The organism is Ramlibacter sp. 2FC, from assembly GCF_005503345.1.
GTDB lineage: Bacteria > Pseudomonadota > Gammaproteobacteria > Burkholderiales > Burkholderiaceae_C > SCMQ01.
Window position 1 is genome coordinate 1 of the sequence record NZ_SCMM01000019.1, and the last position, 15,397, is coordinate 15,397.

A 15,397-nucleotide genomic window follows, 5' to 3' on the forward strand; every position below is an offset into this window, starting at 1 on the left:
GTGCAGGGGGGGTCTAGCCCTCCAGCAGCGCGACAAGCTGCACTTTGCCAAGGTCGGCCTCGAACTCCTGGCCGTCATCCTCGTACTTGAGCCAGGCCCAGCCCTCGGCCGGCGGCCGGCGGTTGAGGATCAGGCGGGCCGGGCGGTCGTCGTGCGTGACCTGGATGATCGCTTTCTTGAGCTTGTCCGGGTCGGGTTCCTTCGGCTCCTTCTTCTTGGCGTCATCCTCCGGGCCTTGCCCGTCGCCCTCGGCCTCGCCATCCGTCTTGCCGCTGAACGCATCGACGGTGTTGGGGTCGCGGTCGCCTTCCTGGTGGCGCTTGTCCTCCAGGTACTCGCGCAGCAGCTTGACCGATCCGCGCGTCAGCTCCTGGCTGTCGTCGGCCAGCCACGCACCCACTTCCTCGGGGTTCTTCTTGAACGCCGTCACCAACTCGTTGATGACGGTCACATCCTTGGCGCGGCCAGTGTTGAACGCCTCGGCAATCGGTTCGGGCAAGTCCAGCAGCGTGACGTGCTGTGTGACGAACGCCGGCGACTTGCCGATCTCCTTGGCGATCTCCGACTTCTTCTTGCCCTTCGCCAGCTCGCGGCCGATGAAGTCCGCGATCTCGCGGGCCGTCAGTTCGTTGCGTTGCAGGTTCTCGATTACCTGGTCGGCCTCGTTGTAGTCGTTGTCGATGAAAGCCGGGATGGTGGTCTTGTCGGCCCATTTCGAGCCACGGTAGCGCCGCGCACCGTGGTTGATGAGGTAGCGGCCCGGCGCGTCCGGGTTCTCGCGCACGCTGATGGGCGACTTCACGCCGCGCAGCTTGATCGTCTCGCCGATCTCGGCGATGGACTCCGGCGAGAAGCCGGGGTTGTCCGCCGTGCGCGGCTGGTGCGGGTCTTCGTCGATGAGGTCAAGCGGCAGCTCCTGCGGGCCGCCAGGGGCCGCATTCGCGGCCTGTGGCTCGTCCAGCAAGCTCGACAGGTCGCCGAGGCCATCCAGGCCCAGCCCGCCGCCCTTGGGCTTCTCTGCGGCCGCTTGCGGGGCCTTCTTCTTGGCGTTGGTCTTTACGGCGCTGGTCATTGCGCGATCTCCATCTTCGTGAACACGTAATCCGCCAGGGCGCGCACTTCCTGGGTGGCCTTGCGCGCAGCGGTTTTCTTGATCTTCCACACTGGCATCTGCTCGCCCAGCGCCTCCGCGATACTGTCTCGCGCGCCGACACTGAACGGCAAGATCAGTTGCGGATATGCCTGCTGCAAGGTCGCCAGGTTGCTGACGTGGCGCGGCTTCCGCGCGTCCACCTTGTTCGGCACCATGCCGAGAAAGCGCAGCTTCGGGTTTTGCTTGCGCAGGTTGCCGATGACGGCAACCATCTTCTTCATGCCTTGCAAGCTGTACGCCTCCATTTCGACCGGCGAAAGCATGTAGTCGGCGGCCAGCACGGCCGCCGTCATGGCAACGCCAAGGGAAGGGGCGGTGTCGATCAGGCACACGTCGAAGAACTCGCCTAGCGCCGCGATGCTGGCCCGCAGCGCGCCGGCGGCCTGGGCCAAGTCCATCTTGTCCAGGTTGGCCAGGCTGGCATCGGCCGCGATCAGCGCCAGGCCGTCATCCTCCCGGCCAGCGAACCAGGCGCGCAGCTCGTCGCCGCCGGCGGTGAACATGCGACTGGCGGGATAGCCCGAGTCGTGGCCGGCCAGCGTCCAGCTTGCATTGCCCTGGGTGTCCAGGTCGATCACTGCAACCCGAAGGCCGCGCTCCTGGAAGTCGAACGCCAGGTGGCAGGTTGCGAAGGTCTTGCCCTGTCCGCCTTTCTGAATTGCCGTGACCAGTGTTTTCATGAGTTGGGTTCCTGTTTCCTCTTTCCCTTGGCGTCGGCTTCCCAACGCTTGACGATGAACGCTTGATGCTCCGGCAGTACCGCCGTCACCCGCGCGAAGCCCTGCGGGAGCACTTCCCCCGCCGCTGCCCACACGCGACTGACCGCTTGCGATACCGCCCCCTTGGTCAGCCCCAGCGAGGCCACAAACTCGGCCTGGGGCCTTCCATCGACCAGCACGCCGCGCGCTATGTCGATGGTCTGTTGCCCGATCTCCAGGCCCTTGATCGCCGCCTGGAATTGGGCTTCGGTTAGCCGTTTCTTCATGGAGAACACCCATATAAACTCCACACCCGGTTGTTGAACAAAAGGCGGTGCCAGCCGCCGACCATGTGCAGAAGTTTAGCTAAACTCGCCGGGCGCGTCAAGCCTTTTAGCGGCTAAAAATCACCCCTTCTTGGCGTCATCCGAATACAGCGCGGCTAGGCGCTTGAGGTCGTCGGGGCCTTGCTGAACCTCGACCACCCGCATTCCGTAGCGCCCCATCTGCGACGCGGCGCGCGAAACTGCGAGCTGCTGCGCGTGGTCGGCGCTCACGAAGAACGTCATCAACGGCCCCACGGTGCGCGTGCCGCCGCTCGCAAAGCACACGTCGAACGAACCGCCATGCACATGCGGATCGACGCCTTCAACGAGCCGCCAGGGGTCAAGGCCCCATTCCTCGGATTGCGCGCTGTACCAATAGGCCGGCGCATCGCCGTTCAAATCGCTGGCCGCGTACTCGCGCACCAGGACGGCCACGCGGCCCGTGGTTGGCTCCACGAATCCCGGCGGGTAGGGCAGGGTCTGTTTTTTCATGTCAAAGCCCCTTCGGCTTGTAGATCGAAACGAAGTAGGTGATCGCGGTCAGCACCGCGAAGTACACCAGGAACGACCAGCCGGCATACACGCCAGGCGTGTTCCAGTGGTAGAGCATCCGCACGAACTGAAAGAAGGTGGCAATCGACAGCACCCACTTGAGGATCGGCCAGACCAACACGGTCGCCACCCATACGAACTTGACCAGGCCGGCCAGCAGGCCAGCACCGGGGGCCTTGTTGGGGGCAGCAGGCGCGGCGGCAGGCTCCACCGGCGCGGGCGCGGCGGGCTGCTCGATCTCCTTGGGGAACTTGATGATGTTGGACATAGCTTGACCCTCCACGCGCTTACGTGTTGAATGCTGGGTGCTCCCACTCGGAAGCATGGTTACGGTGTGCCAGCACCAGGCCAAGCGCCCCGGATCACTCCGGGGCGTTCCTCCACCTGGGGCCGCCCTTGATCTTGCCTCGGCTCACGCAATACTCCCTTCTTGGCGTCCTCGATAGGCCCGGCCGTTGCCGACCGGGCCATGTGCTCTTACCAGCCGGCCCGGCGCTTGGCCTGCTCGACGGCTTCCATCGACCAATGGCCCTTGGCCTGCCCCTCCAGGGAGCATCCGGCGAAGTACGCCTTGCCGCGCAGTTCCTCGGCTTTGCGCACCAGCTCGGCCGCCTCGGCCATCATGGCCGCGATCTCGTCACGGCGGGCCGGGAAGTCGGTCGCTGCCGCGCCCTCCAGCTCGTCAATCCAGGGCATGATCTTGTTGTCGCTCATCGGACTTTCTCCGGTAGTTGACCTGGGCGATGTGCCCGGCCTTCAAGTGCTATATTAGGGCAAAATGCCCTAGCCTGTCAAGCACTTTAGCTAAACTTTTTTCGCTTTACCGGAATCCGAAGGCTAAACTTTAGCCGCTAAAACCTTTCCCTTGGCGTCAATCCTCTTTCCAGATCACGCCCAGCCCGGCCAGGTCGCACAGGATCGCCCATGCCGCATAGGGAATCGGGGTGTCCTCGCCGATCCAGCGGCGGATCGTGCGGTCGCCCTTCGCGCCCAGCCCCAGCGCCTTCGCGGCCTTGCTGCCGCTGAACCCGGCCAGGCGCAGCACCTCGCGGACTTCCTCGCCGGTCGGTTGTGCCCAGCGTTCGGCCGGCTTCAAGCACTCCAGCCGGATATTGGCGTCGTTCGTCATTCGTTCGTTCTCCTGGTCAAGTGATAAGCCGCAACTGGTCGAAGCCGTAGATCGACTGGATGCAGCTCGGGTCTGAATCGACCACGCGCCGGCCTGCGCGATTGGTCTTGTACGTTACCGGCCTGTCGTCGTGCGCCCACACCTGGCGGGTGTCGGGATGCACCTTCACGATGATGATGCGCTTGCCGATGTAGCGGTCGAAAACCGGGTGATGGACGCTCACGATCTCGCACCGCTGGCCGGGCTTGAACTCCACCCGGTCGGCCGGGCCTCCATCGCCATTCCTGGCGATGCTGCAGGTTGCCGCGCTCGCTCCCGGCATCGTCGTTTCCGGCGATACAGGCCCGCCCTCGACCGGCTCGGCATCGTCGGCTTTGACGATGCTGCAGGTCATCGTCGTTTCTGGCGATGCGGGATCTCGCTCCGGGCCTGCGCCGGTGATTTTTCCCTTGGCGTCCAACCCGGCGGCCCTGGCCGCCTTGATCCTGGTCGCGGCCTCGGCCGCCCAGCGCCTGGCGATGAAGGCCCGATGCGAGGGCAGCACCACATCGACCAGGACGAACCCCGGCGGCACCAGGACGGTCGCCGGTTCGCGCCGCGCCGGCGGCTCCAGGCCGGCCAGCCAAGCGGGCAGGGGAGCATCGGCCAGGCGGTCGCGGTAGCTGGCCTCGACCATCACCGGGCGCTTCTTCTCGGCTCGCTGCGCAGCCAGGATGCCGCGCGCAACCTCGTCCACCGTCATGCAGCCCTGCGCCGTGTCGAAGTGCGAGCGGTAGCCCGTTTCGGAGATAAACGGCCTGTCCAGGTCGATGACGTGGAACTGGAAGTGGGCACCCAGCGGCCCGCCGTAGCCGGCCTCGTACTCCACCAGGGCGCGCATGTCGCCATCCGCGACCAGGAACTGGCCGCGCTGGCCCCACAAGGGCACGTCGCCAGGCACCGCCGCGCAATGGCGCTCGATGACCTGGCCGGGCGCGTCGTGGTCGGCCATGCTGCCCACGTGCGTTCCGCCGTTCATCTTCCAGATGACGGCCTCGTATCGGTCGCTGGCCGCCTCGGCGGCCGCACCGTCGCCGCGCATGATCGCCGCGTCGATCTCCACCACGGCCGCCACGGCGGCGGCCAGCAGCTCGTCGCGTTCGGTGGGCAGCTCGGCCAGCAGCTCGGCCGCCGGCGCGTTCCAGTCCTGGCCCGGCTGGGCCGGCGTCTTGCGTTTCTTCGCCATCGGCCGGCCCCTCAAGTGTCAGCACGCCGCCACGCGATCACGTCGCGGGCTTCGTAGCCGTGGCGCTTGCAGTCGTCGCAGAATCCCGAGCTGAACCCCTTGTGGTTCGTGCCGATCCATGCGGCCGGCTTGCCGCATTCGTGGCCGTAGGTGCCCGGCTCGGCGTTGTGGCACTTGCCGTCCGTCGCGTAGCTGTTCGTCGGTGCCTGGGGAGCGTTGTTCCTGGTCATGGTCGCCTCCTGGAAGCCCCGGCCGAAGCCGGGGCCGCCCCTCATCAGTCAATAGCCCGGTAGATCGCGGCCGCCTCGGCGTGGCTGGCTGCGAAGCCGCGCAGGAAGTGATAGCGGTCGATCAGGGCATCGCCGGCGTCCGTGTCGGCGGCCTCGGCCGCGAGCTGGCCCAGCGCGAACAGGGTTGCGACAATGCCGGCGGCGTCGGCCGACAACTCGCCTCGGAAGCCGTTGCCGTCCACCTCGATCTCCAGGCGGTCGGCCAGGTCGGGGGCCATGTAAAAACCGCCGTCCGACAAGGTGTAGTAGTGCCAATACGCGCCGCTGTAGCGTTCGCAGAGCCGGCGAAGCCAGGCATACACCAGGGCCTCGCCGCGCATCATCAGACGCGGGCCGAAGTAGGCGGGCAGGAAGTCGAGGCGCTGGGCCTCGGCGACCAGGGAAGCGGTAACGGGTTGCTCTTGGGTGTTCATCGGACTTTCTCCGGTAGTTGACCTGGGCGAAATGCCCGGCCTTCAAGTGCTATATTAGGGCAAAATGTCCTAATCGTCAAGCACTTTAGCTAAACTTTTTGGCCGCTAAACCTTGCCCTTTCCCTTGGCGTGCATTACAATGTAATTCACGAACCCAACCGGAGAACCAATCATGGCTGCAAACCAGCTCGTACAAACGCGCATCGACGGCGCGATCAAGGAAGAAGCGGCGGCCGTCCTGGCCGCGATGGGCCTTACCGTGTCCGACGCGGTGCGGCTGCTGCTCACGAAGGTGGCCCAGGACAAGGCGCTGCCCTTCGAGCCGCTGATTCCGAACGCCACCACCATCGAGGCGATGAAGGAAGCCCGCAAGGGCAAGCTGCCGCGCTTCGCCACCGTCAACGATCTGATGGCCGATCTGCATGCGGCAGATTGAGCGCACCGGCCAGTTCAAGCGCGACTACAAGCGCGAGGCGAAAGGGCAGCACCGGGCCACGCTCGACGCCGACCTGGTGCCCGTCCTGGTCGCGCTCGCCGACGACCAGCCGCTGGAACCTCGGCACCGCGACCACGCGCTGACCGGGGACTGGAAGGATCACCGGGATTGCCACGTCAAGCCCGACCTGGTGCTGATCTACCAGAAGCCCGACGCCGACACGCTGCGCCTGGTGCGCCTCGGCTCTCACTCCGAACTCGGCTTGTGATCGGCGCGGGCCTGGCCCCGCGTCTCACGTTTCATTGACACTTGAGGGGCGCTTTCCGCGCCACCGGCCGAGCTGGCCGACCCCCTTCCTTGGCGTAAAACCTGCGGCGGTGGAGCTGCTGCGATGCTTGAGGATCGCGCGGCCGGTCGAACCGCGGCGACCTGGTTGGGGAGTGTGAGGGGGCTTTGCCCCCTCGCAAGCTCTCGAACTTACTGCCTTCCGCCAGGCGCTTGCGCCTGGCTCTCCTAAGCCGTAGCGCCGAAGGCGCTCCATTGTGGGGTGAGGCCGCAAGGCGGCCGAGGGGCGTAGCCCCTGGGGGGATGGGAGGCCGCTTGCGGCCGGGTGGGATCGAGAAGGGGGGTTTCCCCCCTTCGGCGGCCGGTCATGCTGCGCGGCAGCTTGGGCCGTGTTGCCGTTTTTTTCGCCAGCCTCTGGTTAAAACTACCTGGTTATATAAAAAGGTTATAAAGACGGTTAAAAACCTGGTTAGCATGACCGAAAAACGCGCGTAAACCGTTGTCACGCCAAGGAAAAGTGCGAAGAGGCCGCCCCTCAAGTGTCAATGGATAAGCCCCCCATGTGTCAATACGCTGCCCCTCAAGTGTCAAGAACCGCGCCCCTCAAGTGTCAGTAGGGCCGCCCCTCAAGTGTCAATACCGGGGCAGGGTTCCTAACAGGGTTATCCACAACTTCGGTGGATAACTCCATGCCGATCAGGCACTTAGGCCGCCTCGGCGGCCGCCTGGACGGCTCGACCAGGCCGAAATCGGCCGCTGCCCCCCAAGTGTCAACATCGCGCCGGCCCCGCTGCCCCTCAAGTGTCAACGTCAGGGCTGCGCCGGCCGGCCTCGGCCGACTTGTCCCGAAACTGTCCACAACGGCCGCGCCGGTGGGGCAGGGCAGGGAAGGCCCCGGAAACGGGCCAGGAAGGCCCGTCAGGGCCGCAAAGCCCAGCGGCGAGGGCCACCGGCCCGGTGAGCGTCGGGAAGGCGCTGGAAGCCCGCCAGGGGCGAGACGGGCGGCTCTGCCGCCTGGCTCGATGCGCAGCACGACATAGCCGGTTCTCGCGGCCGCCGGCCGGGAGAATCCCCCGCAGCTCGGCCCCTCAAGTGTCAAAGGGTGGATCTCATCGTCAGAAGCGGCGATGCGAGATCCAGCGCCGGCGTCGGCCGTCATCGTCGGAACTGGCGATGGGGCCCTCGGTTCATCGTCAAAGGTGGCGATGGTCGACCGTGGCCTGGACGTGGCCAGCCTCGCCGGAAATGACGATGCTGCAGCTCGACGTGCGCGCGACCAGGTGGCCGGAACTCCCTCGTCAGAAGCGGCGATGCTCGAGAAAAAAAGCCGCCTCGATCTCGGGCGGCTCTCCAGGGGCAGGGCGGCGGTCATCGCTTGCAATGCACCAGGTCGTCATTGATCCAGGCGCTGTCCACCAGGCCGTTTTCGCGCAGCTCGTCGCATGCCTCGCTGACCTGCTCGCGCCACTTCTTCACGCGGGTGGAATCCGAACCGCACATGAGCCGGAACGTCTCCAGCTTGAGCGGGTACGGCTCCTTGTGCGTGGCAAAGTAGTCGAACATCCGCCGCGCGGTGGGCGACAGCTTGCGGTACTTCTCCCACACGAATTTCGTGTAGTGGTCGCCGGCGAACAGCACCACCATTTCGGTGTCGATCTCGACCTGGCAGCGCGACGTGCGCTTGCCGCGATCCAGGATGCGGAAGCGCCGGATCAGCGACACGGATTCCAGGCGGCCCAGCCGCTGGGAAGAGAACTGCATCGCGGACGCTTGCAGCCGCGAAAGGCAGTCCTCGGCCTGCTTGTAGTAGCGGCCATTGATCGACCAGCCCAAGTCCTGGCAAATCTCGTAGAACGTGAACGTGACCGGCTCGCCCAGCGGCGTGCGCTTCGCGTATTCGAGCACCTGGGCAAACACCAGCTCGTCGCTGTCGGCGCGTAGCTCGATGCCGGTAAAGGTGATCTCCACGTCCTTGCTGATGTGGTAGATCGCCTCGCGCTGCAAGGCGGCGCGGGGCACCTTCTTGTTCCTGGTCGTGAAGATCGCCGACCGGCCGAAGTCGTTGGGCATGGCCCGCATGTGGTCGGGCCACGGCGCGAGGTCGAACAAGGAAAGCTGCATGTCCTTGATCTGCTGCTTCGTGTGCTTGAGCAAGGCGGCCTGCTTGGCCTGGCTGACCTGCTCGGCCAGCTCGCCGGTGGCACTGGCCGGCTTCTCGGTCGTTTTCTTGGTCGCCATCTGTTGCGTTCTCCGTTCGGCGGTCACGCCGCTGACTTTCTCGGCCAAGGTGTTGACCACGGTTCGCGGCTCGGGCGGAAGGCCCATAGTCCGCGCCAGCTCGGCCGACTCGGCCGCCATCCGCTCGGAGCGCGCCACGGCCGCGCTGGGCGGCGGTGGCGGTGGCTCCGGCGCTGCCGGCCCGTCCGGCAGCTCGAAGAGGGAACCGGCGGGGCGGAAAGCCCCGCCGGCGGTGCCGGCCTGCGCGTTGCGCTCGGCCGCGTAGCGGCGGGCAAGCGCCGTCGCGTCGGCCTCACTCAACCCGCCGTCGATGAGCTTGCGGCGGTAGCCCTGCTCGTCGAAACTGTCCGGCATATCTTCGTCCTCCTAGCATAACGCCCGGCCTGTGGCCGGGCGCGTTTCTCATTTGCCGCCTGGTTCCTTGGTATCCAGGTACTCGATCACGTCGGCGATGAAGTCAAAGCCGTACTCGGTCTGGCCGTCCTTCTCGAACTTCGTCGGCTCGATGCGGCCCTGGACGAACACCTTGGAGCCTTTGCCAAGGTACTTGCCCGCGTTCTCTGCCAGGCCGGCAAACGACTTGATGCGGAAGAAGTCGGTTTGCTCTTTCTTCTCGCCGGCGCGGTCGCGCCACACGCGGTTCACGGCCAGGTCGAATACGGCGCGGGCGCTGTTTTCGCTATGGCGAACATCAGTATCACGGGTAAGATTGCCGATAAACTGGAATTGGTTATGGCTCATGCGTAGCTCTCCAGGCTGTGATGAAGCCTAGAGTTTAGCTAAACCTAATTCCGAGGTCAAGAACTTTAGCGGCTAAAATTTCGAGCCGCCCATGCGCAAGGCGACGCCTTTGTATAACTACATCTTCTTCACGAACGTGCTGCGGCTGCTTGATGAGCGCCACATGACGAAAAAGGAGCTATCGGACAGGTCGGGGGTTTCGATCTCCTTCCTGTCCGATCTCACTACGGGCAAGGCCAATCCGTCCCTCAAGGTCATGCAGGACATTGCCAAGGCCCTTGATGCGCCGTTGCCCCTTCTGCTTGAATCAACCGACTTGGACAAGGACACGCTCGATGCCCTGGCCGGCGGCAAGGCTCCGCAGAGCCTTCCTGCCGGTTTCGAGCGAGTGGCGGCGGTGCTACCGTCGCATCAGGCATTCATCGTCAAGAAGTGGGGCGAGGCCGCCCGCAAGAAGCTCCGGGGGTAGGACGCCAAGAAAGAAAGCAGGGAAGGGACGCGGCAAGGAACTGAGCCAGCAGAAGCCAGCACTTTTTAGCCGCTAAAGCCCGCCGGGGTGGCTCAACCCCCGGAACACCCACAACGCAAGCCATAGGTTCGGTGCGAGGCGCACGGAGCATGCGCCGCGTTGTTTCTATTGCGATCAGCTCGGGACACGATTGAAAACACTCAATCCGTCATTCCGTTTGCTTGCTCGTCAAAAGACTTCGGTATATCGTATGAACCTGTGTAGAATGCGTGCGGTCAGGGCAGCACGCAAATCACATACATGGGATACACGGAATGACCGAACAGAAGCTGGAACACAACACGATCAAGGAACGGGCGAAGAAGAAGCTCGAACGCGACATGGGGCCGGAGCTGTTGGCAGCTCTGAACGATCCCAAGACCGTTGAAATCATGCTCAACGCGGACGGCAAAGTCTGGCAGGAGAAGCTGGGCGAGCCGATGAAGTGCATCGGCACCCTTCGCTTCGCGCAGGCCCAAGCCATGATCGAAACCATTGCCGGCTACCACGGCAAGGAAGTCACGCGGCAGCGGCCGATCCTGGAAGGCGAGTTCCCGCTAGACGGTAGCCGCTTTGCCGGCCAGCTCCCCCCGGTCGTGCCCGCACCGACCTTTGCGATCCGCAAGAAGGCGGTCGCCATCTTCACCCTGGCGCAGTACGTCGAGCGCGGAATCATGACCGCGCAGCAGCGCGATTCCTTGATTGCCGCCGTGCGTGCCCACCGGAACATCCTGGTGATCGGCGGCACCGGCTCGGGCAAGACCACGCTGGTGAACGCGATCATCAACGAGATGGTGCTTCAAGACCCGACCGAACGGGTTTTCATCATCGAGGACACCGGCGAAATCCAGTGCGCCGCCGAGAACTACGTCCAGTACCACACCAGCATCGACGTGACCATGACGGCGCTGCTCAAGACCACGCTGCGCATGCGGCCCGACCGCATCCTGGTCGGCGAAGTGCGCGGCCCCGAAGCACTTGATCTGTTGATGGCCTGGAACACCGGGCACGAAGGAGGAGCCGCAACCCTGCACGCAAACAACGCCAAAGCGGGCCTTGATCGGCTCGCCATGCTCATCAGCATGCACCCCGATTCACCCAAACCCATTGAACCGCTGATAGGCGAGGCGGTTCACGTGGTCGTTCATATCGCCCGCACCCCTGACGGCTCGCGGCGCATCCAGGAAATCCTTGAGGTTTCCGGCTACGCCAACGGCCAGTACGCAACCAAAACCCTGTAACCCTGTAACCCTGTAAGGAGCTTAGACCCATGCAATCGACCCTTCCCGCGTTCCGCTTCGACAGCCGCGCCGTGTTCTACCTGGGCATGTTCGCCCTCTTGGCGTTCTTCCTGCTGGCCCCCCAGCACGCTTTCGCCTCCGAAGGCACCGGCGGTTCCCTGCCGTATGAAGGCTGGTTGACCAACCTGCGCAACAGCGTCACCGGCCCGGTGGCCTTCGCGCTGTCGATCATCGGCATCGTTGTCGCCGGCGGCATCTTGATCTTCGGCGGCGAACTCAACGGCTTCTTCCGCACGTTGATCTTCATCGTCCTGGTCATGGCCCTGCTGGTCGGCGCGCAGAACATGATGAGCACCTTCTTCGGCCGTGGCGCGGAAATCGCCGCCCTGACCGATGGCGTGCTGCACCAGGCCAAGGTCGCGGCGCTGGACATGGCCGGCTTCCCTGGTGAAGCCATCGCACGCTGGGCCGAACGCGGCCACATCGCGGGGTAAGTCATGGCACTGCGCGCGATCCCCATCCGTAGGGCCGGCAACCGAGAAAACCTGTTCATGGGTGGCGACCGCGAGCTGGTGATGTTCTCGGGCCTGCTGGCCGGGGCGCTGATTTTCAGCGCCCAAGAAGTGAGGGCAACGGTGTTCGGCATCGCCTTGTGGTTCGGCGCGTTATTCGTGCTGCGCCTCATGGCGAAGTCCGACCCGAAGCTGCGACACGTGTACCTGCGGCACCGCCGGTACAAGCCGTACTACCCGGCTCGCAGCACGCCCTTCCGTGAAAACACGCCGAGTCAAGGGAAGCAATACAAATGATCGAAGCAATCGCAATTGGCATTGCTGTACTCGGTGCGGTTCTGTTGCTCATCCTCTTTGCCCGTATCCGTCAGGTCGATGCCGAGCTGAAGCTCAAGAAGCATCGGTCGAAGGACGCGGGCCTGGCCGACTTGCTCAACTATGCCGCCGTGGTCGATGACGGCGTGATCGTGGGCAAGAACGGCTCCTTTATGGCCGCCTGGCTGTACCAAGGGGATGACAACGCCAGCAGCACCGAAGAGCAGCGGGAAATGGTGTCCTTCCGCATCAACCAGGCCCTGGCGGGCCTGGGCAGCGGCTGGATGGTTCATGTCGATGCCGTGCGCCGGCCGGCACCCAACTACTCCGAGCGCGGCGTCTCCACCTTCACCGATCCGGTGTCGGCCGCCATTGATGAAGAGCGCCGGCGGCTCTTCGAGGGCCTGGGCACGATGTACGAAGGGCACTTCGTATTCGCCGTGACCTGGTTTCCGCCAGTGCTGGCCCAGCGCAAGTTCGTTGAGCTGATGTTTGACGATGACGCGGTGACGCCCGACCACACGGCCCGCACCGTGGGCCTCATCGAGCAGTTCAAGCGCGAAATCCGCAGCCTGGAATCGCGCATGTCCTCGGCCGTCAAGCTCACGCGCTTGAAGGGCCACAAGATCGCCACGGAAGAGGGCAGGGAAGTCACGCATGACGACTTCCTGAGCTGGTTGCAGTTCTGCGTGACCGGCAACTATCACCCGGTGCAGCTCCCCAGCAACCCGATGTACTTGGACGCCGTGATCGGCGGGCAAGAGCTGTGGGGCGGCGTCGTTCCGAAGATCGGCCGCAAGTTCATCCAGGTGGTGTCCCTCGAAGGCTTCCCCTTGGAGTCAACGCCTGGCCTGCTGTCGGCCCTGGCCGAGCTGCCGAGTGAATACCGCTGGTCGAGCCGCTTCATCTTCATGGATCAGCACGAGTCCTTGAAGCACCTGGACAAGTTCCGCAAGAAGTGGAAGCAGAAGATTCGCGGCTTCTTCGACCAGGTTTTCAACACCAACACCGGCAGCGTCAACCAGGACGCGGCAACGATGGTGGCCGATGCCGAGGCGGCCATCGCCGAGGTCAATAGCGGCCTGGTGGCCGCCGGCTACTTCACGTCCGTGGTCGTGTTGATGGATGAGGATCGGGAGCGCCTGGCGGCCGCCGCGCTGTCGGTCGAGAAGGCCATCAACCGGCTGGCCTTCGCGGCGCGCATCGAGACGATCAACACGATGGACGCCTACCTGGGCAGCTTGCCCGGCCACGGCGTCGAGAACGTGCGCCGGCCGCTCATCAACACGATGAACCTGGCCGACCTGCTGCCGACAAGCTCCATCTGGACGGGCAGCGCCACCGCGCCGTGCCCGATGTACCCGCCGCTGGCCCCGGCGCTCATGCACTGCGTCACGGTCGGCGCTACGCCCTTCCGGCTGAACCTGCACGTGCGCGACCTGGGCCACACCTTCATGTTCGGCCCGACCGGCGCGGGCAAATCGACGCACCTGGGCATCATCGCCGCGCAGCTCCGGCGCTATGCCGGCATGTCGATCTACGCCTTCGACAAGGGCATGTCGATGTACCCGCTCGCGGCCGCAATCAATGCCGGCTCGAAGGGCAAGACTGGCCTGCACTTCACGGTGGCCGCCGACGATGACCGCCTGGCCTTCTGCCCGCTCCAGTTCCTCGAAACGAAGGCGGATCGGGCTTGGGCGATGGAGTGGATCGACACGATCCTTGCGCTCAACGGCGTGGACACCACGCCAGGGCAGCGCAACGAGATCGGCCACGCGATCATGAGCATGCACGCCAGCGGCGCGCGCACGCTCTCCGAGTTCTCGGTGACGATCCAGGACGAAGCGATCCGCGAGGCCATCAAGCAATACACGGTGGACGGCTCGATGGGCCACCTGCTCGATGCCGAAGAGGATGGCCTGTCGCTCTCCGACTTCACGGTGTTCGAGATCGAAGAGCTGATGAACCTCGGCGAGAAGTTCGCGCTGCCGGTGCTGCTGTACCTGTTCCGCCGCATCGAGCGCGGCCTTAAAGGCCAGCCGGCCGTCATCATCCTGGACGAAGCCTGGTTGATGCTGGGCCACCCGGCGTTCCGCGCCAAGATTCGGGAATGGCTCAAGGTCTTGCGCAAGGCGAACTGCCTGGTGCTCATGGCTACGCAAAGCCTTTCCGACGCGGCCAACTCGGGCATCTTGGATGTGATCGTGGAATCGACCGCGACCAAGATTTTCCTGCCGAACGTCTATGCCCGCGACGAGGACACGGCGGCGCTCTATCGCCGCATGGGCCTCAACAAGCGGCAAATCGAAATCCTCGCCACGGCGGTTCCGAAGCGGCAGTACTACTACGTCTCCGAGAACGGCCGCCGCCTCTATGACCTCGCCCTGGGGCCGCTGGCCCTGGCCTTCGTCGGCGCGTCCGACAAGGAATCGGTCGCCGCCATCAAGAGCCTGCAAGCGAAGTTCGGCCATGAGTGGGTCGATCACTGGCTGGCCGGCCGCAATCTGAATCTCAATGACTACCTGGAGGCCGCATGAGCTTTGCCGACACCCTCAAGGGCTTGATCTTCAAGAAGCCCGCCACGGCCGCAGGACGCGACAAGCGCGACCCTCGGCAGACCGATGAACCGCTGGAAGGCGGCCGACGCCAGGGCGAGGCCGAGAACCCCTATCTGGCCGCTCGTCGCACCTGGAACGATCACGTGGGCGGCGTCGTGTCGTCTCGCCAGACCTGGCAAGTGATCGGCATCTTGTCGCTGTTGATCGCGCTCGCCGGCGTCGGCGGCGTGATCCACATCGGCAGCCAGTCGAAGTTCATCCCCTACGTGGTGGAAGTGGACAAGCTCGGCCAGACAGTGGCCGCCGGCCCGGTGCAAGCGGCCTCGAAGGCCGATGCCCGCGTCATCCATGCGACGGTCGCCGAGTTCATCACCGACGCCCGCACGGTCACGCCGGACGTGGCCTTGCAGCGCCGCTCTGTGTTCCGCGTGTACGCCAAGTTGTCGCCCAACGATCCGGCAACGCCAAAGATGAATGAGTGGTTGAACGGCACCCCGGATGCCAGCCCGTTCCGTCGCGCTGAAAAGGAAATGGTGAACGTCGAGATCAAGACGGCCATCCCGCAGACGCCGGACACCTGGCAAGTCGAGTGGGAAGAAACCGCCCGCGACCGTCAAGGCACACCGAAGGGCAAGCCCGCGATCTGGCGTGCGCTGGTCACTGTGTACGTCGCGGAAGTCACGCCGCAAACCACGGATGAGCAACTTCGGAACAACCCCCTAAGCGTGTACGTGCGGGACTACTCCTGGTCGCGCGTTCAATGAACCCAAGGACATT

20 protein-coding genes are annotated in these 15,397 nt (G+C 64.6%); 8 read left to right on the forward strand and 12 right to left on the reverse strand.

The features are described from left to right. Positions 1 to 13 precede the first annotated feature (13 nt). From FFS10_RS10180 to FFS10_RS10225, 10 genes are all read right to left on the reverse strand, one after another. The gene (locus FFS10_RS10180; RefSeq protein ID WP_012478180.1) at positions 14 to 1,072 is read right to left on the reverse strand and encodes a transcriptional repressor gene korB; all 1,059 of its coding nucleotides are present in this window, start codon (positions 1,070 to 1,072) and stop codon (positions 14 to 16) included. Further along, positions 1,069 to 1,833, reverse strand: a complete 765-nt coding sequence (locus FFS10_RS10185; protein ID WP_013397098.1) for a ParA family protein — start codon at positions 1,831 to 1,833, stop codon at positions 1,069 to 1,071. The genes FFS10_RS10180 and FFS10_RS10185 overlap by 4 nt, the downstream gene beginning before the upstream one ends. Beyond that, positions 1,830 to 2,138: a transcriptional regulator KorA gene (locus FFS10_RS10190; RefSeq protein ID WP_011255197.1), complete on the reverse strand. Its 309-nt coding sequence runs from the start codon at positions 2,136 to 2,138 to the stop codon at positions 1,830 to 1,832. The genes FFS10_RS10185 and FFS10_RS10190 overlap by 4 nt, the downstream gene beginning before the upstream one ends. A gap of 120 nt (positions 2,139 to 2,258) precedes the next feature. Further along, entirely contained in the window at positions 2,259 to 2,669 is a 411-nt protein-coding gene (locus FFS10_RS10195; RefSeq protein WP_011255198.1) for a DUF2761 domain-containing protein, read from the reverse strand. Position 2,670: 1 nt separating this feature from the next. After that, positions 2,671 to 2,997: a KleE stable inheritance protein gene (gene kleE / locus FFS10_RS10200; protein WP_012478184.1), complete on the reverse strand. Its 327-nt coding sequence runs from the start codon at positions 2,995 to 2,997 to the stop codon at positions 2,671 to 2,673. Between the two features lie 209 nt (positions 2,998 to 3,206). Continuing rightward, the gene (gene kleA, locus FFS10_RS10205) at positions 3,207 to 3,443 is read right to left on the reverse strand and encodes a stable inheritance protein KleA (RefSeq protein ID WP_011255200.1); all 237 of its coding nucleotides are present in this window, start codon (positions 3,441 to 3,443) and stop codon (positions 3,207 to 3,209) included. Between the two features lie 157 nt (positions 3,444 to 3,600). Next, entirely contained in the window at positions 3,601 to 3,858 is a 258-nt protein-coding gene (korC, locus tag FFS10_RS10210) for a transcriptional repressor KorC (protein ID WP_012478185.1), read from the reverse strand. 16 nt (positions 3,859 to 3,874) lie between these two features. Next, positions 3,875 to 5,083 (reverse strand): hypothetical protein, encoded by a 1,209-nt coding sequence (locus tag FFS10_RS10215; protein ID WP_012478186.1) that lies wholly within the window; start codon positions 5,081 to 5,083, stop codon positions 3,875 to 3,877. 11 nt (positions 5,084 to 5,094) lie between these two features. Continuing rightward, the gene (locus FFS10_RS10220) at positions 5,095 to 5,313 is read right to left on the reverse strand and encodes a hypothetical protein (RefSeq protein WP_012478187.1); all 219 of its coding nucleotides are present in this window, start codon (positions 5,311 to 5,313) and stop codon (positions 5,095 to 5,097) included. 44 nt (positions 5,314 to 5,357) lie between these two features. Further along, positions 5,358 to 5,786, reverse strand: coding sequence for an antirestriction protein (locus FFS10_RS10225; RefSeq protein ID WP_011114069.1), 429 nt, complete (start codon positions 5,784 to 5,786; stop codon positions 5,358 to 5,360). Positions 5,787 to 5,958: 172 nt separating this feature from the next. On the opposite strand from FFS10_RS10225, the gene FFS10_RS10230 reads away from it, so the two are divergent. Together FFS10_RS10230 and FFS10_RS10235 are read left to right on the forward strand one after the other, a co-directional pair. After that, entirely contained in the window at positions 5,959 to 6,222 is a 264-nt protein-coding gene (locus FFS10_RS10230) for a type II toxin-antitoxin system RelB/DinJ family antitoxin (protein ID WP_011114070.1), read from the forward strand. Continuing rightward, the gene (locus tag FFS10_RS10235; RefSeq protein ID WP_011114071.1) at positions 6,209 to 6,490 is read left to right on the forward strand and encodes a type II toxin-antitoxin system YafQ family toxin; all 282 of its coding nucleotides are present in this window, start codon (positions 6,209 to 6,211) and stop codon (positions 6,488 to 6,490) included. Before FFS10_RS10230 ends, FFS10_RS10235 begins: the two co-directional genes overlap by 14 nt. A gap of 1,385 nt (positions 6,491 to 7,875) precedes the next feature. Here the strand turns inward: FFS10_RS10235 and trfA are convergent. After that, complete coding sequence (gene trfA, locus FFS10_RS10255) at positions 7,876 to 9,099, reverse strand: plasmid replication initiator TrfA (RefSeq protein WP_011013257.1); 1,224 nt, start codon at positions 9,097 to 9,099, stop codon at positions 7,876 to 7,878. A gap of 48 nt (positions 9,100 to 9,147) precedes the next feature. Further along, positions 9,148 to 9,486 (reverse strand): single-stranded DNA-binding protein, encoded by a 339-nt coding sequence (locus FFS10_RS10260; RefSeq protein WP_011013259.1) that lies wholly within the window; start codon positions 9,484 to 9,486, stop codon positions 9,148 to 9,150. Positions 9,487 to 9,595: 109 nt separating this feature from the next. On the opposite strand from FFS10_RS10260, the gene FFS10_RS10265 reads away from it, so the two are divergent. The 6 genes from FFS10_RS10265 to FFS10_RS10290 all read left to right on the forward strand — a co-directional run bounded on the left by FFS10_RS10265 (position 9,596) and on the right by FFS10_RS10290 (position 15,384). Beyond that, on the forward strand, positions 9,596 to 9,955 hold the full coding sequence (locus tag FFS10_RS10265; RefSeq protein WP_011013260.1) for a transcriptional regulator: 360 nt from the start codon (positions 9,596 to 9,598) through the stop codon (positions 9,953 to 9,955). A gap of 314 nt (positions 9,956 to 10,269) precedes the next feature. Continuing rightward, the gene (trbB, locus tag FFS10_RS10270) at positions 10,270 to 11,235 is read left to right on the forward strand and encodes a P-type conjugative transfer ATPase TrbB (RefSeq protein WP_011013261.1); all 966 of its coding nucleotides are present in this window, start codon (positions 10,270 to 10,272) and stop codon (positions 11,233 to 11,235) included. A 29-nt stretch (positions 11,236 to 11,264) separates the two neighbouring features. Next, entirely contained in the window at positions 11,265 to 11,729 is a 465-nt protein-coding gene (gene trbC / locus FFS10_RS10275) for a conjugal transfer system pilin TrbC (protein WP_011013262.1), read from the forward strand. A gap of 3 nt (positions 11,730 to 11,732) precedes the next feature. Then, complete coding sequence (locus FFS10_RS10280; RefSeq protein WP_011013263.1) at positions 11,733 to 12,044, forward strand: conjugal transfer protein TrbD; 312 nt, start codon at positions 11,733 to 11,735, stop codon at positions 12,042 to 12,044. Then, positions 12,041 to 14,599, forward strand: a complete 2,559-nt coding sequence (locus FFS10_RS10285) for a VirB4 family type IV secretion/conjugal transfer ATPase (RefSeq protein ID WP_011013264.1) — start codon at positions 12,041 to 12,043, stop codon at positions 14,597 to 14,599. The genes FFS10_RS10280 and FFS10_RS10285 overlap by 4 nt, the downstream gene beginning before the upstream one ends. Then, positions 14,596 to 15,384, forward strand: a complete 789-nt coding sequence (locus FFS10_RS10290) for a conjugal transfer protein TrbF (RefSeq protein ID WP_011013265.1) — start codon at positions 14,596 to 14,598, stop codon at positions 15,382 to 15,384. The genes FFS10_RS10285 and FFS10_RS10290 overlap by 4 nt, the downstream gene beginning before the upstream one ends. The last annotated feature ends 13 nt before the right edge of the window (positions 15,385 to 15,397 follow it).